General features: G+C 68.8%; 24 protein-coding genes. 8 read left to right on the forward strand and 16 right to left on the reverse strand.

The genetic code is table 11. From position 1 onward, the window contains the following. Window positions 1-35 precede the first annotated feature (35 nt). Genes IEY63_RS00615 through IEY63_RS00630 form a run of 4 tightly spaced genes read right to left on the reverse strand, consistent with a single transcriptional unit; the run spans window position 36 to window position 3,282 of the window. On the reverse strand, window positions 36-719 hold the full coding sequence (locus tag IEY63_RS00615; protein ID WP_189067044.1) for a phosphoadenylyl-sulfate reductase: 684 nt from the start codon (window positions 717-719) through the stop codon (window positions 36-38). Then, window positions 716-1,252 (reverse strand): adenylyl-sulfate kinase, encoded by a 537-nt coding sequence (gene cysC / locus IEY63_RS00620; protein ID WP_189067045.1) that lies wholly within the window; start codon window positions 1,250-1,252, stop codon window positions 716-718. The genes IEY63_RS00615 and cysC overlap by 4 nt, the downstream gene beginning before the upstream one ends. Then, a complete protein-coding gene (locus tag IEY63_RS00625) occupies window positions 1,249-2,820 on the reverse strand; it encodes a nitrite/sulfite reductase (protein WP_189067046.1) in 1,572 nt (523 codons plus the stop codon). Before IEY63_RS00625 ends, cysC begins: the two co-directional genes overlap by 4 nt. A 9-nt stretch (window positions 2,821-2,829) precedes the next feature. Then, complete coding sequence (locus IEY63_RS00630; protein WP_189067047.1) at window positions 2,830-3,282, reverse strand: DUF4395 domain-containing protein; 453 nt, start codon at window positions 3,280-3,282, stop codon at window positions 2,830-2,832. Between the two features lie 145 nt (window positions 3,283-3,427). Between IEY63_RS00630 and IEY63_RS00635 the strand changes: the two genes are divergently transcribed. After that, complete coding sequence (locus tag IEY63_RS00635; RefSeq protein WP_189067048.1) at window positions 3,428-3,604, forward strand: hypothetical protein; 177 nt, start codon at window positions 3,428-3,430, stop codon at window positions 3,602-3,604. Window positions 3,605-3,704: 100 nt separating this feature from the next. Here the strand turns inward: IEY63_RS00635 and IEY63_RS00640 are convergent, their stop codons facing one another. Then, on the reverse strand, window positions 3,705-4,649 hold the full coding sequence (locus IEY63_RS00640) for an excalibur calcium-binding domain-containing protein (protein WP_229784396.1): 945 nt from the start codon (window positions 4,647-4,649) through the stop codon (window positions 3,705-3,707). Between the two features lie 67 nt (window positions 4,650-4,716). On the opposite strand from IEY63_RS00640, the gene IEY63_RS00645 reads away from it, so the two are divergent. Both IEY63_RS00645 and IEY63_RS00650 read left to right on the forward strand, forming a co-directional pair. Further along, window positions 4,717-5,247 carry a phosphoribosyltransferase family protein gene (locus tag IEY63_RS00645; protein ID WP_189067049.1) on the forward strand — a complete coding sequence of 177 codons (531 nt, stop codon included), beginning with the start codon at window positions 4,717-4,719 and terminating at the stop codon, window positions 5,245-5,247. Between the two features lie 95 nt (window positions 5,248-5,342). After that, the gene (locus IEY63_RS00650) at window positions 5,343-5,888 is read left to right on the forward strand and encodes a phosphoribosyltransferase family protein (RefSeq protein WP_189067050.1); all 546 of its coding nucleotides are present in this window, start codon (window positions 5,343-5,345) and stop codon (window positions 5,886-5,888) included. Window positions 5,889-5,937: 49 nt separating this feature from the next. Here the strand turns inward: IEY63_RS00650 and IEY63_RS00655 are convergent, their stop codons facing one another. After that, entirely contained in the window at window positions 5,938-6,825 is an 888-nt protein-coding gene (locus IEY63_RS00655; protein WP_189067051.1) for a complex I NDUFA9 subunit family protein, read from the reverse strand. After that, a complete protein-coding gene (locus IEY63_RS00660) occupies window positions 6,822-7,715 on the reverse strand; it encodes a MerR family transcriptional regulator (RefSeq protein WP_229784397.1) in 894 nt (297 codons plus the stop codon). Before IEY63_RS00660 ends, IEY63_RS00655 begins: the two co-directional genes overlap by 4 nt. Window positions 7,716-7,874: 159 nt before the next feature. On the opposite strand from IEY63_RS00660, the gene IEY63_RS00665 reads away from it, so the two are divergent. Together IEY63_RS00665 and IEY63_RS00670 are read left to right on the forward strand one after the other, a co-directional pair. Beyond that, window positions 7,875-8,777, forward strand: a complete 903-nt coding sequence (locus IEY63_RS00665; RefSeq protein WP_189067053.1) for a UbiA family prenyltransferase — start codon at window positions 7,875-7,877, stop codon at window positions 8,775-8,777. A 1-nt stretch (window position 8,778) separates the two neighbouring features. Beyond that, on the forward strand, window positions 8,779-10,128 hold the full coding sequence (locus IEY63_RS00670; protein WP_189067054.1) for a phytoene desaturase family protein: 1,350 nt from the start codon (window positions 8,779-8,781) through the stop codon (window positions 10,126-10,128). 3 nt (window positions 10,129-10,131) lie between these two features. On the opposite strand, the gene IEY63_RS00675 is transcribed toward IEY63_RS00670, so the two are convergent. The 8 genes from IEY63_RS00675 to IEY63_RS00710 form a co-directional block, all read right to left on the reverse strand. Then, on the reverse strand, window positions 10,132-10,638 hold the full coding sequence (locus IEY63_RS00675) for a hypothetical protein (protein ID WP_189067055.1): 507 nt from the start codon (window positions 10,636-10,638) through the stop codon (window positions 10,132-10,134). Between the two features lie 155 nt (window positions 10,639-10,793). Next, the gene (locus tag IEY63_RS00680) at window positions 10,794-11,090 is read right to left on the reverse strand and encodes a hypothetical protein (RefSeq protein WP_189067056.1); all 297 of its coding nucleotides are present in this window, start codon (window positions 11,088-11,090) and stop codon (window positions 10,794-10,796) included. Between the two features lie 188 nt (window positions 11,091-11,278). Then, entirely contained in the window at window positions 11,279-13,024 is a 1,746-nt protein-coding gene (locus IEY63_RS00685; protein ID WP_189067057.1) for a S8 family serine peptidase, read from the reverse strand. Between the two features lie 491 nt (window positions 13,025-13,515). Next, window positions 13,516-15,087, reverse strand: coding sequence for an L-glutamate gamma-semialdehyde dehydrogenase (pruA, locus tag IEY63_RS00690; RefSeq protein ID WP_189067058.1), 1,572 nt, complete (start codon window positions 15,085-15,087; stop codon window positions 13,516-13,518). Beyond that, window positions 15,084-16,127 (reverse strand): hypothetical protein, encoded by a 1,044-nt coding sequence (locus IEY63_RS00695; protein ID WP_189067059.1) that lies wholly within the window; start codon window positions 16,125-16,127, stop codon window positions 15,084-15,086. The genes pruA and IEY63_RS00695 overlap by 4 nt, the downstream gene beginning before the upstream one ends. Before the next feature lie 19 nt (window positions 16,128-16,146). Next, window positions 16,147-17,079 carry a proline dehydrogenase family protein gene (locus tag IEY63_RS00700; RefSeq protein WP_189067060.1) on the reverse strand — a complete coding sequence of 311 codons (933 nt, stop codon included), beginning with the start codon at window positions 17,077-17,079 and terminating at the stop codon, window positions 16,147-16,149. Beyond that, on the reverse strand, window positions 17,076-17,735 hold the full coding sequence (locus IEY63_RS00705) for a GntR family transcriptional regulator (RefSeq protein WP_189067061.1): 660 nt from the start codon (window positions 17,733-17,735) through the stop codon (window positions 17,076-17,078). Before IEY63_RS00705 ends, IEY63_RS00700 begins: the two co-directional genes overlap by 4 nt. Before the next feature lie 205 nt (window positions 17,736-17,940). Beyond that, entirely contained in the window at window positions 17,941-18,408 is a 468-nt protein-coding gene (locus tag IEY63_RS00710; RefSeq protein ID WP_189067062.1) for an MgtC/SapB family protein, read from the reverse strand. A gap of 256 nt (window positions 18,409-18,664) precedes the next feature. Here IEY63_RS00710 and IEY63_RS00715 point away from each other — a divergent pair, with 256 nt between their 5' ends. Then, window positions 18,665-18,931, forward strand: a complete 267-nt coding sequence (locus IEY63_RS00715; protein ID WP_046842690.1) for a cold-shock protein — start codon at window positions 18,665-18,667, stop codon at window positions 18,929-18,931. A 120-nt stretch (window positions 18,932-19,051) separates the two neighbouring features. Here IEY63_RS00715 and hpt read toward each other — a convergent pair whose 3' ends face one another. Beyond that, the gene (gene hpt / locus IEY63_RS00720; protein WP_189067063.1) at window positions 19,052-19,579 is read right to left on the reverse strand and encodes a hypoxanthine phosphoribosyltransferase; all 528 of its coding nucleotides are present in this window, start codon (window positions 19,577-19,579) and stop codon (window positions 19,052-19,054) included. Window positions 19,580-19,639: 60 nt separating this feature from the next. On the opposite strand from hpt, the gene trpC reads away from it, so the two are divergent. Next, window positions 19,640-20,443 (forward strand): indole-3-glycerol phosphate synthase TrpC, encoded by an 804-nt coding sequence (trpC, locus tag IEY63_RS00725; RefSeq protein WP_189067064.1) that lies wholly within the window; start codon window positions 19,640-19,642, stop codon window positions 20,441-20,443. After that, window positions 20,440-21,273 (forward strand): MBL fold metallo-hydrolase, encoded by an 834-nt coding sequence (locus tag IEY63_RS00730; protein ID WP_189067065.1) that lies wholly within the window; start codon window positions 20,440-20,442, stop codon window positions 21,271-21,273. Before trpC ends, IEY63_RS00730 begins: the two co-directional genes overlap by 4 nt. Window positions 21,274-21,311 lie beyond the last annotated feature (38 nt).

A 21,311-nucleotide genomic window follows, 5' to 3' on the forward strand; every position in this document is an offset into this window, starting at 1 on the left:
CGGTACAGGGCGCGGACGAGGTCAACAGCGGCGCGTCACAGCCTGTTCTCCCCGGCCCACAGGCCACACTCGGTCTTGCCCTTCCCGGCCCAGCGGCCCGCGCGGGCGTCCTCGCCGGGGCGCACGGCGCGCGTGCAGGTCCAGCAGCCCACACTCAGGAAGCCGTCCCAGTACAGCGGATTCACCGGCAGGTCCTGCTCCCGCGCGTAGGTTTCCAGCATCTCGCGCGTCCAGTGGGCCAGCGGGTTCACCTTCACGCGCGCGCCGTCCTCCACGAATGGAATGTCTGCGCGGGTGCTCGCCTGATCGCGGCTGCGGGCGTTCAGCAGTGCCGACGGGGCCCGCTCGCGCAGGTACGCCTGGAGGGGCGCGACCTTCCGCACCGCGCAGCAGGCGTCCGGTTCGCTGGAATACAGCGCCGGGTCGGTCTGCCCGTCCTCGGGACTCGCGCCGTCGTTCAGGGTCACGAACGTCAGTTCCGGGTAGCGGGCCGCCAGCCGGTCGCGGGTTGCCAGCGTCTCGGGGAAGTGATACCCGGTGTCCACGAACACCACCTCGCCCCGGTACCCGGCCCTCACGGCCAGATCGAGCAGCACCACGCCGTTCAGGTTGAACGCGCTGGGCATCAGGACGTCCGGGTGCATTTCAAGCGTCCAGCGGATCACGTCCAGCGGATCGCTGGCCGGCGTGAAATCGGGTCGGGGCGAGGTGGCGGTCATACCTTCAGGGCCTCCAGCAACTGCCGCACGCCGTCCTCGACGCTGATGCGGTCGGTGCGCAGGTGCAGGTCCGGGCTCTCGGGCGCCTCGTAGGGGTCGCTGACCCCGGTGAAGTGCGGGATCTCCCCAGCGATGGCCTTCAGGTACAGGCCCTTCACGTCCCGCGCCGTCACGACGTCCAGCGGGGCGTCCACGAAGACTTCCAGCGCATTCGGCAGGTTGGCCAGCACCTCGCGGCGGGTGTCGGCGTACGGGCTGATCGCGCTGACGAGCACCGTCACGCCGTGTTTGGCGAGCAGGCCCGCCACGAAGCCGATGCGGCGCACGTTCGTGTCCCGGTCAGCCTTCGAGAAGCCCAGCCCCTTGCTGAGATTCTCGCGCACCGCGTCACCGTCCAGCAGTTCGGTGGCCACGCCGCGCGCCAGCAGTTCCGCGTGCAGGGCGCTCGCCAGCGTGCTCTTCCCGGCGCCACTCAGGCCGGTCAGCCACACCACGCGGCCGGTGCTCACGGCCCGCTCCGCGACGGCAGTCACGCGGTCACCAGTTCCTTGCCGCCCAGCACGGCGTCCGGCGTGAACTGCTCGTGGCCCACGCGGTCAGCGTACTCCACGAAGCTCTCCCCGGCCTGCTTGTGCGCCTGGAAGTCCGCCAGCACCGCTGCCGCGTACGCGTTCAGCTGCTCGGCGGGCACGGCGCCCTTCAGTTTGGTGCCGGTGCGCTGCGCCTGCCCGATGCTCCCGGCCAGGTGCACGTTGTACACCTCGTGCACGGTGCCGTCCTTGTCGGTCTTGTTCGCACCCATGAAGCCCAGGTCGGCCACCTGATAGCGCGTGCAGGCGTTGCTGCACCCGGTCAGGTTGATCGTGAACGGCACGTCCATCGCCAGCGTCAGCGGTTCGAGGTGATCGACGAGCGCGGCGGTGCGGGCCTTCGTCTCGGTCAGCGCGAGGCGGCAGAACTGGTTGCCGGTGCAGGCGATGGTCGTGCCGCGGATGGTGGCCTTCGGCGCAAGGTTGATCGCGGCCAGTTCGGCGCTCAGGGCCTCGACGTCCTCCGTGGCGACGTGGGGGATCACCATGTTCTGGAACGCGGTGGTGCGCAGCACGCCCTTGCCGTGGCGGTCGGCCAGATCGGCCAGGACGCGGGCCTTGGTGGGGTCGATGCGGCCCACGGTGGTCGCCACGACCACGTAGTTCAGGCCGTCCGCCTGGGGCTGCACGCCCAGCACATCGTTCCCGCCGAAACGGGCGACGGGCGCGGCGGGGCCCTCCTGCAGCTTGCGGCCCAGGTAGTCATTCTCGACGATCTCGCGGAACTTCTCGATGCCCAGGTCCTTGATGAGGAACTTCAGGCGGCTCTTCTTGCGGTTCTGGCGGTAGCCGTGGTCGCGGTACGCGGCGGTGATGGCCTGCCCGACCTCCACGACCTCCTCGGGGCGGATGAACACCCCCAGGCGCTTGGACAGGTGCGCCACGGCGCCCAGGCCACCGCCCACCCACACGTCGAAGCCGACCTCACCGTTCACGCGGTGCGCGAGGAAGCCGATGTCGTTGATCATGTGGATGCCTTCCAGTTCCGGCACCGCCGTGATGCTCATCTTGAACTTGCGCGGCAGGTCCTGAAAGTCGGGGTTACCGGTCAGGGTGCCTTCCATCGCGTGTGCAATGGGGCGAATGTCGATGATCTCGCGGGCGTCCAGGCCCGCCAGGGGGCTGGCGATCACGGCACGCACGGTGTCGCCGCACGCACCCTTGGGGTGCAGGCCCAGCGGTTCCAGCCGCTCGAAGATGCGGGGAATGTCCTGGATCGTCAGCCAGTGGAACTGGAACGCCTGCCGGTCAGTGACGTCCAGGAAGCCCCGGCCGTATTCCTCGGCGATGTTCGCCACCTCGCGCATGGTTGCGCTGCTGAACTCGGCGGCCGGGACGCGCACGCGCATCATCAGGAAGCCGTCCTCCTGTGGGCGCTGTGGGTACACCCCGGCCCACTTGAGCAGGTCGATCCGCTCGGGGTCGATGAATCCCTGCTGGGCGTACTGGGGGATCAGGTCGAAAATCTGGAAGGGCGGTACGGCTTTCTTCAGGGCTTCGATGTCACTCATGATGGGTCCTTAGCGCTTGAGGAGCTGGTAACGGAGGCGGCGGTACTGGAAGTACATCACGCAGCCCACGCAGATCTTCTGGGAGAGGTTCAGGACGGCCAGGGCGATCACGATCACGCCCAGCACCGCCCCGACAACGGGGAGGCCCGCCAGTGTAAAGGTCGCGGAGGCCAGCAGGAAGCTGCCGCCCACGCCCTGCGCGAAGTGGTGCGCGCGGGGGTCTTCCTCAACCACCTCAGGTTTCAGGCCCAGGGCGGGTCCCAGCAGACGGTACGCGGCGCGCATGGGGGACAGCTCGGGCATCACGGCGCCGATCAGCATGGCTGCGCCCAGCACCAGCGTCAGGGCCGGGAGGGTCAGGATCACGGCCAGCAGGGTCACGAATACCACGGTGACCTGATTGAACCGGAGCGCACTCAGGTCCGTGCGTGCGGGCTGAAAGGTGGGGGCCTGGGCAATCATTGATAAAAAAGGTAAACCTTTATGGCGGACAAAACAAGTCAACTATCCAGACAGGCCCCACCCCCTGTCCGAACAGCCCGGAAACCCCCAACTCACCTTGCGCTGACCCTCACCCACCCGCGCCCGGCGTCCACAGAATGAAGGCATGAAACGGACCCTGACCGCCCTGCCCCTGCTGGCCCTCACGCTGATCTTCACCGCCTGCCAGCCCAAGGCCGACACCTCCACCAGCACGTCCACCACCACCACCAAGCAGTACACCCCGGACGGCCAGAAAGCCGGGACCTCCACGACCACGACGACCACCACCCAGAGCCCCTGAGCCCGCCGCATCCAGGCCCCCACGCGCCACCTGTGACCTCAGTCCAGGTGGCGCGCCTGCCGAGCCCTGGCGTGCCGGGCTCAATCACACACGGTTGACCTCAGGGTTCGCAGGCCAGTCCGTCTCCGTCACCGTCCAGCCCCGGCCGGTAGCCGGGCTGCCCACGCCGCAGCGGCAGCGCCGCTCCCGCCTCCCGCGCCGCCGCGCAACTCGCGAAACCCCCGGCGGGCACGGCTGGAGTGTCGGCCTGCACCGGACAGGCCCCAACCGGCAGCCGGAACGGCGCGGCCCCCCCGGCCTGCACGCGGTACCCTAGGTCCTCCAGCGCGCCCAGCGTCAGCGGACTCACCGGATTCAGCCGCCCCGTGTAGTCCCCGGACGAACCGGACAGCACCTCCGAACACACCGCCTCGCCCGCCCAGTGCCCCCGGTCTGGATCCAGGGGAATGCCCGCCCCCTGGCCCCCCAGCGCCCGGAAGGCCGAGAGCGCCCGCGGGGCCACGTACAGCGTGACCTTGCCCTGCCGTTTCAGGAACACCCGGTCGTCCTGCGCGCCGCTCACCGACACCCGCGCGTCCCGCTCCCACAGCGTCCCCACGCCCAGCACATGCAGGAACTCATGGATCATCGTGTCCAGCACGTCCGTGCGCGGCAGATCCGACAGCCCCGCGCTGTTCAGGTCCACCACGCCGTAGATGGGCAGGAAAGACCCGTCATGCAGGTCGCAGGGCATCCCAGTCGCGTACAGGTCATCATCCAGCCGTTTCACACGCACGAACACCACCAGCCGCGTCAGGCGGCCGCGCAGCGCAGGCAGGCCCCGGTCGCACTCGCCCGCCGGGACGTTCACCCGCACCGGCTCGAATGGCGACGCGATCAGCGCCGACACCCGCCGCGCCGCCTCGTTCACCGCCGAGCGCGGCGCGGCCCCCAGCGGCGCCCCCAGGAACCGCACCTCAATCCCGAACGGCGCTGCTGTGGCTGCACCCGCGAGCCCCGCGCCCAGCAGCGCGGCCGCCAGCGCCAGTCCCCGCCAACACGTCATCACCCCCCTACTGTACGGACTGCGGCAGGCGACCCCCCTCTGGCCGATGCGCGTTACACTGCGTCAAGTGGACACGTTCAAGGTTCAGATTGGTCGCGTGACCCGCGACCTGCCCATCGTGCCGGTCTCCCCGGACGTCAAGGTCGCCCTGTTCAACATGCTGGGCGACACCGACGTCACCGAGGAAGCCGGGCGCGAACTTGCCCGTCAGCTCCCCGCCGACATCGACGTGCTCGTCACGCCGGAAGTCAAGGCGCTGAGCCTCGCGCACGTCATCAGCCGGGAGAGCGGCAAGCCGTACATCGTCATCCGCAAGACCCAGAAGCCCTACATGGTCGACCCTGTCGCCCGCGAGGTCGTGAGCATCACCACCGGCAAACCGCAGCTGCTGGTCCTCGACGGCTTCGACGTGCAGAAGATCAGGGGCCGCAAGGTCGCCATCGTGGACGACGTGGTCTCCAGCGGCGGCACGCTGCACTCCATCCGGCAGATCATCGAGGAAGTCGGCGGGGAAGTCGCGGCGGTCGTCGCCGTGTTCACCGAAGGGCAGGAACGCCCCGAGGTGACCGCGCTGGGCCACCTGCCCCTCTTCAAGTAACCGCTCAGCTCATGGCCCCCTCCACCGCGGAGGGGGTCTTACCTTGTTGTCCGGGCCTGCCGACCCCAGCTGACACCCGTGCGTTAGCCTGAGCCATGACCACTGCCCCGCAGGAACTGACCGTCACCATCGGCGATGTGAGCCGCACCCTTCCCACTGTCCGCGCGGGCGGCATGGGCCGCGTGCCCCTGGTTGAATTCATCGGTGACAGCGAATTCACCAAGGCTGTCGCGCAGGAGATGGTCGCCCTGATCCCAGCGGGTACCGAGGTGCTCCTGACCGTCGTCACGAACGCCCTGCCGCTGACGCATGAACTCAGCGACCGCTCGGGCCTGCCGTACGTATGCGCGCGCAAGAAACGCCGCACGTACATGCAGAATCCCATCATTCAGGACGTGCCCAGCATGACCCTGGGCGTCGCCGAGACCCTCTGGCTGGACGGCCCGCACGCCGATCGCCTGAAGGGCAAACGCGTGACGGTCGTGCAGGACGTCGTCGCCAGCGGCGGTACCGCGCAGGCCCTGGCCCGCCTGGTCGAGCGGGCCGGTGGCACCGTGAGCGGCTACCTCGCCGCGTTCCGGCAGGGCGCGCCCACCATGGACGTGATCGCCCTCCAGGATCTGCCCCGCACCCTCAGCTGACCGCAGCGGGCGGCGACCCCCGCCGGGCTGAGCGGCGGGGGTCGCGAATTTACTTTTTCAGGGCGGCCTGCACGATCTGCGGCAGGTGATCCTGCAACCGGAGCATCGGCAGGTCGAAGGTGCTGCGCGCCGGTTCGTTCGGCGCGGTGTTGCCTTCCTTGAGCATCGCGTACTGGTCGCGGGTGATTGGTGGCTTGGGCAGCACCTGCATCAGCGGCACGGCGAGATTCATCAGCGGCAGCGGCACCGGGACGATGGGCTTGCGTTTCCCCAGGGCCCCGAGTTCCAGGTCCAGCAACTGCCGGAACGTGAATTCCTCCGGTCCGGTCAGGGTGAACGTGCCGTGCAGCCCGGTGCGGCTGCCTGCGGCGCGCGCGAAGGCCTGCGCGACGTCCTGCACACTGACCGGCCGGAACGGGAACGACCCGTCCCCGATCTGCGGCACGACCGGCGCCTTGGACACCAGTTCCCGCAGCACCCGCCCGAAGAAGTCGTCCCCGACGCCGAAGATCAGGCTGGGCTGGAAGATCGTCCAGTCCAGCCCACTGGCCCTCACGAGCGCCTCGGCTCGGGCCTTACTGCTGGAGTACCGGCTGCCGCTGTCCTCGCGGGCGCCCAGCGCACTCATGTGCACGTACCGCGCGCCGCGCGGCGTGGCGGCCAGGACGTTGCGGGTGCCCTCGACATGCACCCGCTCGAAGGTCTGGTCCCCAGCTTCCGCGATGATGCCCACCAGATGCACGACGGCCTCCGGGTCGGCCTGACCGGCGGCGCGCTGCGCGCTGCCCGGGTCGGTCACGTCCAGCTTCACGCCGCGCGCGGCGCCCACCGCCTCGCCCCGGCGGCTGCCCGCCCAGACGTCATGGCCGCCTTGCACAAGTTGTTTCACGACGGCTTGACCGACAAAGCCGCTGGCTCCGGTGACCAGGATTCTCATGGGGTGCCTCCTTGAGGGCGGTGCAGGTGCGCGGCGATCTGCTGCGCGGCGCGTGGCGCGTCCGGCCCGGCGTACTCGCCGCCCAGCTCGGCGGCCAGGTCCGGTCGGCCGTTCAGGAGGGCCCCGCCCACGAACAGCGGCACGCCCAGCCCATCCAGGTCCCGCAGGTGTTCGCGGGTCGGGCCGAGCGCCCAGTCGCCGTTCAGGGCCAGCAGGACCGCCCGCGCTCCCTGCTGCCGGGAGAACACGGCCAGGTCGCCCAGCGGCACGTTCGCGCCCAGGTACGCGACCCGCACGCCCCGGCGCCGCAGCGCCAGCGTCAGCATCATCAGGCCCAGTTCATGCGCCTCGCCGGGCGCGCAGGCGGCCACCACCAGCGGCCCGAAGCCCTCCTGCACGCCCGCCACGTCCATCAGGTGAGACAGGCGGGCCCGCAGGAACGCGCTGGCCTGATGCTCGTGCGCGACCGTGATCTCCCCGCGTTCCCAGCGCGCCCCGATGTCCGCCAGGGTGGGGGAGATCACGTGCGTCAGGACGTCCTCGACGGGCAGTTGCGAGTGCACATGCCCCAGCACGGCGCCCGCCTGATCCATGTCCGAGCCGATCAGGGCGGTCGTGAGCTGCCGGGACCACTCGGTCGCGTCCCGTGCCTGCGGCTCAGCGGGCGTGGCGTCCAGGTCCTGCTGCGTGAGTTCCGCAGCGCGGCTGGCAGGCACCCCAGCGTTCAGGTGCGCCTGCATGCGCTGAATGGCCGCCACGTCATGTGGGGAGTACAGCCGGTAGCCGTTTGCGCTGCGCTCGGGGCGCGGGAAGCCGTAGCGGCGCTCCCACTGCCGCAGGGTGGTGGCGGGCACGCCGGTCTGTGCCTCGACCTCGGAGGCGGTAAACATGGCAGTCAGTGACCGGCCAGCGGGAAGGTTCATCAAACCCTATTCTGAGTGGTGCGGCCCCCCGGGAACGTAACGATTCCAGCCAAACGTCACCCAGCCTGAAGAGGGCCGGGGCATCTGCCCACCACACCCAGCCGCTATGCTGACGAGGTTGCCGTCATGCCGACCGATCGCGCCGCCCCCACCGACACCCGCGCCGCCCGGCTCTCCCTGCGGCGCGTGTTGGTCGTCTCCCGGCCCGCGCTGTGGGTGAACACCGTGGGCACGCTGGTGACCGGCGTGTGGCTCACCGGCCGCCTGTACACCCTGGACGCCGGGGTGCTGGCCCTGCTCGCGTACCTGACCCTGCCCTTCAACCTGCTCATCTACGGCCTGAACGACCTGTGGGACCAGGAGGAAGACGCCCGCTCCTCCCGTAAGGGCGGTTGGCAGGGGGCCCGCCTGCGCGCGCAGGAGGCCGCGCCACTCCTGCGCGCCACCCTCTGGTGGAACCTGCCCGCGCTGGTCCTGCTGACCGCGCTGCTCCCGCACCCCGCCACGCTGCTGCTGCTCGTTGCCGCGCTGCTGTTCGCCGCGTACAGCCTGCCCCCGCTGCGCCTGAAAGCCCGCCCGGTCCTGGACGGCCTGAGCAACGTCGCCTACGCCCTGCCCCTGGCACTGCCCGCCCTGGCCCTGGGCACGCCGGTTCCCTGGTGGCCGCTGCTGGCCCTCATGAGCTACTCGGTCGGGAAGCATGCCTTCGACGCCGCGCAGGACATCCCCGCCGACCGCGCCGCCGGCACGCGCACCGTCGCCACGACCCTCGGCACACGCGGCGCCGCGGCCTACGCCCTGGCGTGGTTCATCCTTGCGGCCGCCCTGCTGGTCCCGGTCTCCAAACTCACGGCGCTGGCCCTGCTCGTCACGTGCGGCGGCATGGCCCTGGCCCTGCTGCGCCGCCCCACCCCCGGGCACGCCGCGCGCCTCTACCCCCTGAGCATCATCACGCCCTGGATCGTGGGCGCCGTGGCGGGCGTGCAGCTCGTGTACCTGCTCGCGCGCGGCCAGTGGACGGGCCCCTGACGTGACCCGCACCGTCGGCATTCTCGGCGGCGGAATCGCCGGACTGGCCCTCGCCGCCCGGCTCGCGGGACGCGGGCACGCCGTCACCGTGTACGACCGGGACCGCCTGGGCGGGAAACTGCGCCAGCTGATGCTGGCCGGCGAGGTGGTGGACACCGGACCCAGCCTGTTCACGTTCCCGCAGGTCTGGCGCGCGTACCTGCGCGGCCTGAACGAGCCCGACCCCCTGAACCTGCGCCCCCTTCCGGGAGGGCTGGGCGTGCATCACACCCCGCACGGCCCGGTCCCCCTCCCGGTTCCGCCTGGACACCCGCTGCACCCCCACTGGGAGCGGTACGAGGGCGCCGCCGCGCCGCTCGCGCCGTTCCTGCCGGTGCTGCTGACCACGCCACCCCGCCTGCGCGACCCGCTGTTCCGGCAGGCTGCGGCTGCCCTGCTGCGCGTGCAGGGACCTTACCTGACCGCGCAGCGCTGGCTGGCCGCCCAGCGGCTCCCACCCGCCCTGACCCACGCGCTCGCCACGCACGCCCTGAACGCCGGACTGGCCCCGCAGGTCGCCCCGCCCCTGTACGCCCTGATCCCAGCCCTGGCCAGCGCCGAGATCTACCAGCCCGAACGCGGCATGGGCGCGCTGCTGGACGCCCTGCTGGCGTTCGGGCAGGCACGGGGCGTCCAGCTGCGCGAACAGACGACCGTCAAATCCGTTCTCGGACAGACGCTCATCCTGAGCCGTGGCGAGACGGCGCGGCACGACCTCCTGGTCAGTGCCATGGACCCCCACCGCCTCGCGGCGCTTCTCGGCAAGTCCGCCCCATCTCCTCTGGCGCGGCGCACCGTCAGCGGCGTCGGCGTGTACGCCGTCCTGCCCCACCCCGCCCCGCTCCCCGCCACCAGCGTCCTGCCGCCCAGCAGCTTCGCGGCCTTCCACGCGCACGTGCAGCGCGGCGCACTGCCCCCGGACACCCTCACCCTGGTGCACGCGCACACGCGGCAGCTGAGCATCCTGCTCGCCACACCCGCCACCGGCGAGCCCCTGACCCTGCCCCACCCGTGGGTGCAGGCGCAACTCAGGCGGGTCGAGGAGACTCTGCACACGCCCGGCCTGCTGCGCGACGCGCTGGACGTCGCCACGCTCGCCCCGGACCACTACGCGCAGGGCGGACACCCGGGCGGCGCCCTGTACGGCCCCGGCCTGCCCGCCTGGCGCGGCGGCCCACTGCACCCTCAGCCGTACCGCCTGCGCGCTGGCCTGTGGCAGGTCGGTACCGGCGTCCACCCCGGCGGCGGCATCCCCGCCATTCTGGGCGGCGTGCAGATCGTTGACCAGCTGCTGCAAGAGGCGGGCTGGTAGGGGTCACGGACCCGCGGGGTCCGGCAGATGCTCCAGAATCAACAGGGCGCTGCTGTAGAACCGCTCATCCTCCGCATCAGTGGCAGTGAAAAAAGCAGCCTCCAGCCAGTCGCGCAGCGCTGCGCGCGGCCATTCCGGCGGTGGCGTGCCGTTCAGGAGCAACACTTCAGCCAGCACGAGCGCGCGGTTCGGATGAGCCCACCAGATGGCCAGCAGCGTTGACCGGGTCAGTCCTACCTGCTCCATCAGACCCCACCTCAGCGCCAGATCGGCGTACCACGGGAAGTGCCAGAGCAGGTCGTCCCAGTACGCCAGGAAGAAGGCCCCCAGCGCGGCCTCCTGCGGCCCGGGCAGCTGGTACCCCTGCTCGCGGCCGTAGGCCAGCCGGTCGGCGATGGGATCGAGTTCGGTTTCATCGGTCACGAGCAGTTCCAGCAGACGCGGCAGGAAGGAACGGAAGTCGTCCCAGGTGCCCACCCTGTACAGCGCGTCGCCCAGGTACGAGCGCATGAGTCCCGGTGGCAGTTCACGCAGTGGAGTCTTCAGGAGCGCGGTGATCTCGCCGGGCTGAAGTTCATATGGTTCGTGCCGGATGACTGTCGGCCTTGGGCGCCGTCCCGAACGCTGTGTACAGTCCGGCGATCGCGTTCTGAAGATCACTCACGTCAGGGTACCCGTAGCGCCGCGGTGTTCGACATGAGGGGCACCGGCGTGCCTTGGTCCTTCGCCTGAACGTGCGCTGTCATGAGGTACGTCCCGGCGGGCAGCCGCGCGGCGCGGACGGGGGAGAAGTCGAGGGTGAAAGCACCCCACGCAGCCCGCGCGGTATTCACGCCCAGGCCCACCTCGGCGCAGAGGGTCGACCGGGTCGGATACCCGAGGAGTGGGCGGCCCTGCCGGTCGAAGACGCTGTACCGCACCTGACACAGCCCGGTCGTGAGCGAGCGGCCCGGCGTGTCCAACCTCTTGACCCGCAGGGTGACGCGGGGGCTGCGTGGCGGTCAGGGTGCCTGTGAGGAACAGCTGCGCGGGCGTGGGCGGCAGCGTGCCGGACAGCAGCAGGGGGAACAGGAGTGCTGCTCGGCGCATGTGCTCACGCTAACGAACAGCACCCCCTCCGTGTGGAAGGGGTGCCGCGTGCAGGTAACGGTTACTGGCCGTTGATGGCCTTCAGGGGGTCAACCAGACCGTACCCGAAGTTGTTGTCCTTCCCGGCGGTGCCGAGGTCCTTGGCGGTGCTGGTCAGCAGGCTGAGCAGCTGGGTGTTCGTCAGGGTGGGCTTGGCAGCCCAGACGACCGCGGCGGCGGCGCTGACGTGGGGGGTGGCCATGCTGGTGCCGTTGTAGGACTCGTAGTCGGCGCTGGTCACGGCGACGGTGCCGGTGGTGGGCAGCTTGGGCAGCAGCGCCTGACCGTCGGCCTGCTGGATACCCACGACGGGCACGGCGTAGCTGTTGGTGAGGCTCATGCCCAGGGCGCCGGCGGCGTTGTTGTAGATCATGACGCCCTTGGCGCCGCTGGCGACGGCGTTGGCGGTCTTCTCCTCGAAGGAGCAGGTGCCGCGGCTGATCAGGGCGATGTTCCCGGCCAGGGCGCTGTTGCGGGTGCTGGTGCCGCAGAATTCGTTCGCGCCGGCGGTACCGGTGCCGTCGCCAGCGCGGACGATGTTGCCGGTGAAGCTGCCCTTCCCGGTCAGGTCAGCGGCCTGCACCTGCGTGAAGGTCACGCCGCCGCCGGAGGCGCTGGCGCGGGTGCCCTGGCCCAGGGGCACGCTGCTGATCACGTCCACGCCGGGGCCGACCAGGTCGACCTGCGTGCCGAAGTTGCTGAAGTCCGCCTTGGCGAGGTTGCTGTCCACGGCGCCGATGCCGACCACTTCGGTGTACGCGGCGGGGTAGGAGACGGCGGCGCCGTCGTTCCCGGTCGCGGCGATGGTCATGGCGCCCTTGTTCCAGACGCTGGTGTAGGCGCGCTGCTCGGTCATGCTCTTGCTGCCGCCGCCCAGGGAGAGGCTGATGACGACCTTGTTCTCGGTGCCGCCCTGGCTCTTGAGCTGCGCGGCGCACCAGTTCACGCCGTTGATGATGCCGCTGCTGCTGCCGCTGCCGGTGTCGCCCAGCACGCGGGCCATGTACAGGTTCACGCCGGTGGCGACGCCCACGACGCCGTTGGCGTCCATGCCGTCCTGAATGCCGGTCGCGCCGGTGCCAGCACCCAGCTGCGCGAAGATCGTGCCGGACACGTGAGTGCCGTGGTGGGACAGGTCGTTCAGGGCGTAGGGGTCGTTGCGGTTGGCTTCGTTGGTGACGAAGTTCTTGAAGCCTTTGAGTTTGCGCTGGAATTCAGGGTGGTTGCCGTCGATGCCGGTGTCGCCAACGCATACGGCGACGCCCGTGCCGGTGTAGCCGGCGCTGCGCAGGTTCTGGACGCGCAGGGCGTTGTCACCCCAGGTGAATTCGCCGCTGGGGGCGTACAGGGCCTGTGCGCTCACGTTCTGGCTGCTCAGGCTGGTCTTGACTGCGCTGTCCTTGACACCGCTCTTGAAGCCCATGGCGTGACGGACGTAGTCGGGTTCGACGTACTCGACGCTGGGGTTGGCTTTCAGTTTGGCCAGCGCGGCGGCGTCGAGTTTCACGGCGGCGGCGCTGATGTCCACCCACTGGCTGGTCATGGTTCCGCCCGCTGCGGCGATGGCCTGGGCCTGCACGGCGGCCTGCTCGGTCAGGCTCTGGCTGCCCAGGTTGCCCTGCTTGAAGCCCACGAGGTACGCGCCGGTGATGGCGTCGGTGGGGGCGCTGGCTTCGGGGGCGGTCGCGGCTGGGGTGGCCGTCTGCTGGCTGCAGGCGGCGAGGCTCAGGGCGAGGGTGGCGGCCAGGATAGAGCGGGTGTGCTTCATGGGATCTCCAGTGTGCGGCGGAAGGCGGGCTTCCGGCTCGCAGCCGAACGCAGGTGAAAACGGTGGGCTGGCGCGGCTGGGGGCTGCGTCAGGGCGGTCAGTGAGCGTCGCTCGGTGTGATGAAGTTGAGGGGGATGTTAGTGCGGAGTGCATTCGCAATGAACCGCATACCTAGACAGCTTTGGAGTGAGTTCAGAAGAGTCTGATTGCTGGGTTGTACAAAGCTAATTCAGGCTGTTGCGCCGCACTGAGCCGACAAATGTGGCAACGCGCAGGCGACATCTGGCATACGATGAAAATTCTGACTTGAAGATCAGGTCAGCATCAGAAGTTTTCACATGGTAATTTAGGTAATAAAATATTTATCAATCGAAAATGACCCGCGCGTTTCAATGATCAAATTTTCAGAAATAGAGTGCTCTTCTTGCTAAGGCGAAGGGCCAACATGCAACCGCATATTGGCCCCCATTCGGGTGGATGAAGGTGGCCGGTTACCAGCGTTCCGTGACGGTCTTCAGCTGCATGAAGTTCGCCAGGTAGTCCGGGCCACCCGCCTTGCTGTCCGTGCCGCTCATGTTGTAGCCACCGAACGGCTGCACGCCCACGATCGCGCCCGTGATCTTGCGGTTGAAGTACAGGTTCCCCACCTCGAACTCCGCGCGGGCCTGCTCCATACGCTCACGGCTGGCGCTGCACACGCCGCCCGTCAGGCCGTACTCGGTGCTGTTCGCGATATCCAGCGCGTCCTGCCAGTCCCGCGCGCGGATGACTGACACGACCGGCCCGAAGATCTCCTCCTGCGCCAGACGCGACTCGCGCTTCACGTCGCCCACGATGGTCGCCTGCACGTAGTAGCCCTGCTTCCCGTTCGCCTCGCCGGTCGCCGCGCCGCCCAGCAGCACCTTGCCCTCATTTGGGGCAATCTCCAGGTAGCTCTTGATCTTGTCGAAGCTCATCTGGTTCACGACCGCCGTGACGTTCGCGTTCTCCTCGCCCGTCCCGACCTTCAGGGCCCTGGCGCGCTCCACGAAGGCATTCACCACATCGTCGTACACGCTGTCCACCACGATCAGGCGGCTCATGGCGCTGCACTTCTGCCCGTTGAACCCGAACGCGCCCTGCACCGCCGCCGTCACCGCCACGTCAAGGTCGGCCGTCTCGTCCACGATCATGCCGTCCTTGCCGCCCAGTTCCATGATCACGCGCTTGATCCACTTCTGGCCGGGCTGCACCTTCGCCGCCACCTCGTTGATGTGCAGGCCCACCGCGCGGCTCCCCGTGAACGTGATGAAGCGCGTCCTCGCGTGCGTCGTCAGGTACTCGCCGATCTCCTTGCCCACGCCGGGCAGGAACTGCAGCACCCCGGCGGGCAGCCCGGCCTCCAGCATGATGTCCACCATGAACCCCGCGATCAGGCCCGCGTCCTCGGCGGGCTTCACGATCACGCAGTTCCCCACCACGATCGGCGCGGCCGCCATCCCGATGAAGATCGCGCAAGGGAAGTTCCACGGGCTGATGCTCACGCCCACACCCAGCGGGATGCTCATCAGGCCGTTCTCCTCACCCTCGAACCACGTCGTCTCACTGCTCCCGAAGCCCGAATACTTCATGGCGCTGCGCGCGTAGTACTCCAGGAAATCGATCGCTTCCGCCACCTCCACGTCGGCCTCGGCGTAGTTCTTGCCGACCTCGATGCTCATCAGCGCGCACGCCTCCAGGCGGCGGCGCTTCAGGATCGCGGCCGCCTTCAGCAGAACGCGCGCGCGGGCGTCCATGTCCCACTTCTTCCAGCTCTCGAACGCCGTCCACGCGCCCTGCAGGGCCCGCTCGGCGTCCTCGATGGTCGCCTTCGCGGTCGTGCCCACCACTTCGTTCGTGTCGCAGGGGTTCAGGCTGGTCAGCTTCTCCGCCGTATCCACCCGCTCACCATTGATGACCATGGGGTAGTGCTTCCCGACCAGTTCCGCACGCACCTTCTTCAGCGCGTCCTGGTAGGCCTTGACGTTCTCTTCCTTCGTGAAATCGATGAAGCTCTGCGGGCGGTAGTCCTGAACTTTGATCATGGTGTAACTCCTTCAATGGGGCTCTGGGGAAGAACGAGGGAATGGGGGCGATCAGTGTGGGTCGATACACCCAGCGCCTGGGCATGTTGGGTGATCTGCTGGTGCAGCTGATGCAGTTCGCTGGGCTCGGCGGCCTGAAGCGCGAAGGCTTCAAGGACACGGTCAAGCAGGGCCTCGGTCTGAAGGGTGGCTGGCGGGAAGGCGAGACTGCTTTCGGGCAGCTTCGCCAGATCGTGCGCAGCGCGGTGCGCCAGGTCCCACAGCTCGCCAAGCCGCCACTCGTCACGCAGCAGCACGTCCTGCGCCTGCGGGCGCTGCGCTGGCAACTGAGCGAGTCTGGTCATGACTGAGGCGGGAATCTCCGCAGCGAGATGGTCGTCGACGTTCTGGCGGCCAACGGCCTGGCAATCCGCGAGCACGGCCCCGAATGCCTGCAGGCGTGAGCGGGCGAGTAGGGTGTACACCGCCGGGACACGCAGCGGCAGGGTCAGGAGCAGGTACGAGGCGCCCCCGAGCACGGCGTAGAACAGCCAGATGCCTACCGATTCCAGCGTGCTGGTCCCGTCCGGGAACACCCAGAGGAGCAGAGCCAGCAGGGCGAGCCCGAGCACATGAACGGTCTGCACCGTGCTGTACGTCAGGCCGTATGCGTCGCGGCCCACCCGGAGGTCAGCCAGCGTGCGCAGCGCACCGGGATGCAGGTAGCGGCTGTCGCCAGTGCGCTGCAGGGTGTCGTACATGGCGCCGCGCTCCTCGGTGGTGTGCAATATGCCCTGCACGCCGCCGCCGAGGTAGGTACGGATCAGGGACTGCACCTCGGGTTTCAGCCCCTCCCAGGCGTCCAGGGCCGGGTCAGGGAAGATATGCAGCGTCATGGGCGTGGCGCCAATCTGACCAACGGTCAGGAACAGTTCCGGCAGGTGGCGTCTCGTGTCCGGCGATGTATCCAGGTTCAGTTTCCGGATCGCCTGAAAGTACCCCTGCGCAAAATCATGCAGGCGGCTCACGAGCAGGGGATGCACGGCAGGAATCGGGTTCATGGCCGGAGTAGAGCGCACCTCAGCCCTTGAGCATGCCGCGGATGACGAACATGGCGTTGCGGGGTGTTTCGGCGATGCGGCGGCTGAAGTAGGGGTACCAGTCGCGGCCGTAGGGGATGTACGCGCGGACGCGGTATCCGGCGGCGGCGAGGTTGCGTTGCAGGTCGCGGCGGATGCCGTAGAGCATCTGGAATTCGAAGGCGTCCTTGCTGATGCCGTGCGCGAGGGCGTACATCTGCACGTCGTGGATGATGCTTTCGTCGTGCGTGGCGACGTTCACGTAGTTCCCCGCCTGCATGTGGGCGTATACGAGGCGGCGGTACGCGGCGTCCACGTCGGCTTTCTGCGGGTACGCGACCGTTTCGGGTTCCAGGTACGCGCCCTTCACGATGCGCAGGTTGGGGCTCAGGTCGTCCAGGCCGTCCCGGTCTTTCTCGGTGCGGTACAGGTAGCTCTGGAGGACGGTGCCGACGTGCTGCCCGCCGAACTCGCCGTGCAGGGTGCGGAACTGCGCGAGGGTCTGGTCGACGCGGGGGTGGTCTTCCATGTCGAGGCACACGAAGCCGCCGTACTCCTTGGCGCGGCGGATGATGCGCCGGGCGTTCGTGAGGCCCAGATCCTCACCGTCCACGGTCTTGCCCTGGCCGACGCTGGAGAGCTTAATGCTGACGTAGGGCGTGATGCCGGCGGCGTGCGCGGCGTCCAGCATGGTGATGACGTTGTCGGCGAACTGCGTGCACTGCGCGGGGCTCTCGATGAATTCGCCCAGCAGGTCAAGGTTCGCCATGATGCCATCTTTCTTCAGGTCGTGCACGGCCTGGATGGCAGTCTGGGGGGTTTCTCCGGCGACGAAACGCTGGGCCATGCCCCAGCCGCGGGCGCGGACGGCGTTCTCGATGGCTTTCTGCCCGGCGACGGTCAGGACGGCTTTGCGGTACATCTGGTCGATCATGGGGTGCTCCTGGGTTGAAGGTCGTTCAGGACGAGGGCGGCGAAGGTGCGGACGTGCGTGCGGGCGGCGTCCCGCGCGGCGTCGTGGTCACGGGCGAGAATCGCGTCGAGGAGCGCGGCGTGCTGGGCGTCGGTCTGCGGGTGGGCGTTGTACGTGCGGGTCTGGTGCTTGATCAGTGCCACGCGCTGTTCGAGGTCGCGGTTCAGGTCGTTCAGGGCGGCGTTGTGCGCGGCGTGCGTGATGGCGCGGTGGAACGCGAGGTCCAGGCGGGTCTGGGCGCGGTAGTCGCTGCCGGGCGCGGCGTGCAGGTCGGCCAGGGCGGCGCGCAGGGCGGCCGCGTCGGTGGGGGTGTGGTGCTGCGCGGCCAGGGCGGCGGCCAGGCCGTCGAGTTCCTCGCGGACGACGTACGTGTCGCGGGCTTCGGTGGCGCTGAGGGTGCGGACGCGCACGCCCTTGTTCGCCTCGGCGATCAGGAGGCCGTCCTGCGTGAGGCGCATCAGGGCCTCGCGGATGGGCGTGCGGGACACGCCGAGCTGCGCGCCGAGTTCCACCTCGCCCAGTCGCTCGCCTGGGGTGAGGTCACCGTCCAGCACGGCGCGGCGGAGGTGTTCGTACACGCCGTCGCGGACCAGGGTGGGGCGCTCGAAGGAGGTCATTGTGGATATTGTATACAATCCTGGCGATCTGCCTAGCCCCTCCCCTTCGCCTGTCAAGAAGTCGTCCAGTCAGACAGTCCAGCGCACGCCCTGATCAGGAAATGCATCTTCAGATGGAGTGGGAAGGTGTGTGCGTGGGAGGGGTCGCAGATCAGCACCTCAATCTCACTGTTCAGTCTGGTTCGCCGCGCGGACTGCTCAGCCCTCAGGTTTCTCCGTCCCGCCGCCCACGTTCCAGGTAGTGAAGAGGACGCAGCACGAACAGGAACAGCAGCGTGGCCCCCAGCGCAAACACGTACAGATGCAGCCCGCAGGCGACACCCACGCCTGAACTGGCCAGCAGACTCGCCGCGGTGGTCAGGCCCCGCGCCTCTCCGCCCTTGCGCGTGGAGAAGATCGTGCCCGCACCCAGGAAGCTCACGCCGCTGACGACGGCGGCCAGCACGCCCACCAGATCGAACCGCACGGCGGGATTGTCGCTGCCGAACTGCCGGATGAGCTGCTCGGCCAGCACCACGAACAGGGCGGCGCTGATCCCGACGAGCATGTGGGTGCGCAGGCCAGCGCCCGCGCGGTGGGCCTCGCGTTCCCAGCCGATCAGGCCGGTCAGCAGGGCCGCGACGCCCAGGCCGATCAGCAGGCGTAGCTGGGCCAGCGGGTCAATCCAGTCCATGTGCTGACGCTACGGAAGGGCATGGCGTGCGTGCAACTGGCCTTTCTTCACGTGGTGCAGCACCCCTGTGAGGCCTTCTGGACGGGCATTGAGCAGCCACTGAGTCGAGTGGCCTAAAATGTAGGCTTACGCACGTTTGGCCTGTGGGGTGCCCTCTACACTGCGCTCATAGTTTCCTGAGTTCGCACAAAGAGGGTGGGCGCACAGGGTCTTCACCGTGCGCCCACCCCTATATCTGGAAACTAAGGAGTGCATTATGGCAGTAGGTAAAGTGAAATGGTTTAACGCGGAAAAAGGCTACGGCTTCATTCAGACCGAAGGTAGCCCCGACGTGTTCGCGCACTTCAGCGCGATCCAGGCCAGCGGCTTCAAGAAGCTGAACGAAGGCGACGAAGTCGAATTCGAAATCGAGGAAGGCCAGCGCGGCAAGGGCCCCCAGGCCAAGAACATTGTCGTGACGAAGGCCGCCCCGGTCAGCGATTACGGCGGTGGCGCCGGCGCCCGTCGCAACGACCGCTGGTAAGCACTCCGTTCCAGACGAAGCAGGCACTCCGGAAACGGGGTGCCTCTTGTGTTGCCGCGCGTCCGCTCCAGAAGACCAGAAACGGACGCCGATTCTTCAGGCGTCCGTTTCTACGCTGCCTTACTCCTGGCTGGTGATGAACGGCAGGTTGCGGTCGAACTGCGCGCGGTCCAGGCCGTACCCGTACACGAACGCGTCAGGAATCGTGAACCCCAGGTACTCCACGGGAATCTCGACCTTGCGGCGGCTGGGTTTGCTGAGCAGCGCCGCAATCTTCAGCGTCTTCGGGCCGCGGCCCTCCAAGTAGTGCAGCAGGTAGTTCATGGTGATGCCGGTATCCACGATGTCCTCCACGAGGATCACGTGCCGGTCACTGATGGGGAACTGAAGGTCCTTCACGATCCGGACCTCGCCGCTGCTCTGCTTGGCGTTCCCGTAGGAACTGGCCTGCAGGAAGTCGATGGTGCAGGGCATGTCCAGCGCGCGCACGAGGTCAGTGTGGAACATGAACGCGCCGTTGAGGACGCAGATGAGGTGCGGTTCGATCCCCCGGTAGTCCTCGCGGATTTTCGCGGCGATTTCTTGAATGCGGGCCTGAACCTGCTGCTCGGAGATCTGAACGGGGCCGTTGCCGGGGGCGAGACTCATAGACCCGCAGGCTAACACGCCCGCGCCCCACTGCACCAACCCCGCGCTATGCTCACGCGGATGTCAGCCCGTGACGACGCCGCCCCTGTGACGCTCCACCTTGACCGCGTGCCCGGCGTGCTGGGCCGCATTGTGCACGAACGCGCCGCCGATTACGCGGGCGCCGACCCGGCCCTGGGTGCCGCCCGTCCCCGCACGCGCCGCTTTGAGGCGGTCCTTCGGCAGCCGGGCCTGTCCCTGATTGCGGAGGTCAAGCGCGCCAGCCCCAGCCAGGGGGCCATCGCGCCGCTGGAACCGCTGGACGCCGCGCTGGCCTACCAGGCGGGCGGCGCGCGTGCCATCAGCGTGCTGACCGAACCGCGGCATTTTGACGGGACGCCGCAGGCCCTGCGGGACGTGGTGGGCGGCGTGACCGTGCCCGCGCTGCGCAAGGATTTCGTGGTGCACCCCGCCATGCTGCGCGAGGCCGCCGAGTGGGGGGCGTCCGCGGCGCTGCTGATGGTCAGCGTCCTGCACGAGGCGACCGCTGACTACCTGCAGATGGCGCACCACCTAGGTCTGGACGCGCTGGTGGAGGTGCACGACGAACGCGAACTGGACCTCGCGCTGGCCGCAGGCGCGCCGATCATCGGGGTGAACAACCGCGACCTGACCACCCTGAACATCGACCTGGAGGTCAGCCCGCGCCTGATCCGCCGCGCCCGCGACGCCGGCTACGGTGGCGTGCTCGTGGCCGAGAGCGGGTACCGGTCGGCGGCCGAGCTGGACCGCGTGCGCGACCTGGCGGACGCCGTGCTGGTGGGCAGCAGCCTGGCGGGCAGTGGCGACCTGACCCGCGCCGCCCGCGACCTGATGCGCGTGTGACCCCGCCCGTTCCGCACGCCTCCATCACCTTCCTGGGGACCGGCGACAGCAAGGGCGTGCCGCGCTTCTGGTGCGCCTGCCCCGTTTGCCAGGAGGCCCGCACGGGCGGCCAGAACCGCCGGGGCCGCACCGCCACCCTGCTGCGCGTGCCGCTGAAGGACGGCGCCGAGGGTACCGCGCTGCTGGACGCCAGGCCGGACACGCACGCCGCGCTGGCCCGCCTGCCGGGACCGCTCGTGCCGGACGTGGTGCTCATCACGCATGCGCACAACGATCACATCCTGGGCCTGGGCGACCTGCTCGACTACGTCCGCTACGCCCGGGGGAAGCTTCAGGTGTACGCTCCGGCCGAGGTCATCCCGGCGCTCGCGCAGCGGTTCCCCTACGCCTTCAGCGGCGAGGGACCGGTGCAGCCTCTGCCAGAGGCGGGCGTCACGTTGGGTGACGTGACCCTCAGGCTCTTCCGCGTTCCGCACGGCGCGAACGGGCACAGCCACGCCGTTCGCCTCGATGCCCCGCACTGGCGGGCCGCGGTGTTCACGGACGCCATTGACGTGCCGCCGGACGTGGCGCAGGCGTGGCTGTCCGGCTTGGACCTGCTCGCGCTGGGCACCTCGTTCGAGGACGAGAGCGGCGTGCCTCACCGCAGCCGCAGCGTGTACGACGTCCGTGAGGCCCTCGACCTGCCCTGGGCACGCGGGGCCCGGCAGGTCGTCCTGACGCACCTCTCACACGGCGTGGACGTGCGCCGCGGGGCCGTGCTGCCACCCGGCTGGTCGTTCGCGCACGATCAGCTGAGCGTGGCCCTGACACCCGGGACGCGAGTGTGAACGCACTCCAACTTTGGCGGGGCGAAACTCACCCCCGC

Source organism: Deinococcus radiotolerans (assembly GCF_014647435.1).
Lineage (GTDB): Bacteria > Deinococcota > Deinococci > Deinococcales > Deinococcaceae > Deinococcus > Deinococcus radiotolerans.

What these genes read in the sequence shown, in the direction of transcription:
- IEY63_RS00700 (WP_189067060.1), bottom strand. Translation starts at nt 17,079, where the DNA reads ATGATCGACCAGATGTACCGCAAAGCCGTCCTGACCGTCGCCGGGCAG.
- IEY63_RS00695 (WP_189067059.1), bottom strand. Translation starts at nt 16,127, where the DNA reads ATGAACCCGATTCCTGCCGTGCATCCCCTGCTCGTGAGCCGCCTGCAT.
- IEY63_RS00715 (WP_046842690.1), top strand. Translation starts at nt 18,665, where the DNA reads ATGGCAGTAGGTAAAGTGAAATGGTTTAACGCGGAAAAAGGCTACGGC.
- IEY63_RS00705 (WP_189067061.1), bottom strand. Translation starts at nt 17,735, where the DNA reads ATGACCTCCTTCGAGCGCCCCACCCTGGTCCGCGACGGCGTGTACGAA.
- trpC (WP_189067064.1), top strand. Translation starts at nt 19,640, where the DNA reads ATGTCAGCCCGTGACGACGCCGCCCCTGTGACGCTCCACCTTGACCGC.
- IEY63_RS00675 (WP_189067055.1), bottom strand. Translation starts at nt 10,638, where the DNA reads ATGCGCTCGTACCTGGGCGACGCGCTGTACAGGGTGGGCACCTGGGAC.
- IEY63_RS00635 (WP_189067048.1), top strand. Translation starts at nt 3,428, where the DNA reads ATGAAACGGACCCTGACCGCCCTGCCCCTGCTGGCCCTCACGCTGATC.
- IEY63_RS00685 (WP_189067057.1), bottom strand. Translation starts at nt 13,024, where the DNA reads ATGAAGCACACCCGCTCTATCCTGGCCGCCACCCTCGCCCTGAGCCTC.
- IEY63_RS00655 (WP_189067051.1), bottom strand. Translation starts at nt 6,825, where the DNA reads ATGAGAATCCTGGTCACCGGAGCCAGCGGCTTTGTCGGTCAAGCCGTC.
- IEY63_RS00625 (WP_189067046.1), bottom strand. Translation starts at nt 2,820, where the DNA reads ATGAGTGACATCGAAGCCCTGAAGAAAGCCGTACCGCCCTTCCAGATT.
- IEY63_RS00630 (WP_189067047.1), bottom strand. Translation starts at nt 3,282, where the DNA reads ATGATTGCCCAGGCCCCCACCTTTCAGCCCGCACGCACGGACCTGAGT.
- pruA (WP_189067058.1), bottom strand. Translation starts at nt 15,087, where the DNA reads ATGATCAAAGTTCAGGACTACCGCCCGCAGAGCTTCATCGATTTCACG.
- hpt (WP_189067063.1), bottom strand. Translation starts at nt 19,579, where the DNA reads ATGAGTCTCGCCCCCGGCAACGGCCCCGTTCAGATCTCCGAGCAGCAG.
- IEY63_RS00640 (WP_229784396.1), bottom strand. Translation starts at nt 4,649, where the DNA reads ATGACGTGTTGGCGGGGACTGGCGCTGGCGGCCGCGCTGCTGGGCGCG.
- IEY63_RS00615 (WP_189067044.1), bottom strand. Translation starts at nt 719, where the DNA reads ATGACCGCCACCTCGCCCCGACCCGATTTCACGCCGGCCAGCGATCCG.
- IEY63_RS00710 (WP_189067062.1), bottom strand. Translation starts at nt 18,408, where the DNA reads ATGGACTGGATTGACCCGCTGGCCCAGCTACGCCTGCTGATCGGCCTG.
- IEY63_RS00665 (WP_189067053.1), top strand. Translation starts at nt 7,875, where the DNA reads ATGCCGACCGATCGCGCCGCCCCCACCGACACCCGCGCCGCCCGGCTC.
- IEY63_RS00650 (WP_189067050.1), top strand. Translation starts at nt 5,343, where the DNA reads ATGACCACTGCCCCGCAGGAACTGACCGTCACCATCGGCGATGTGAGC.
- IEY63_RS00660 (WP_229784397.1), bottom strand. Translation starts at nt 7,715, where the DNA reads ATGTTTACCGCCTCCGAGGTCGAGGCACAGACCGGCGTGCCCGCCACC.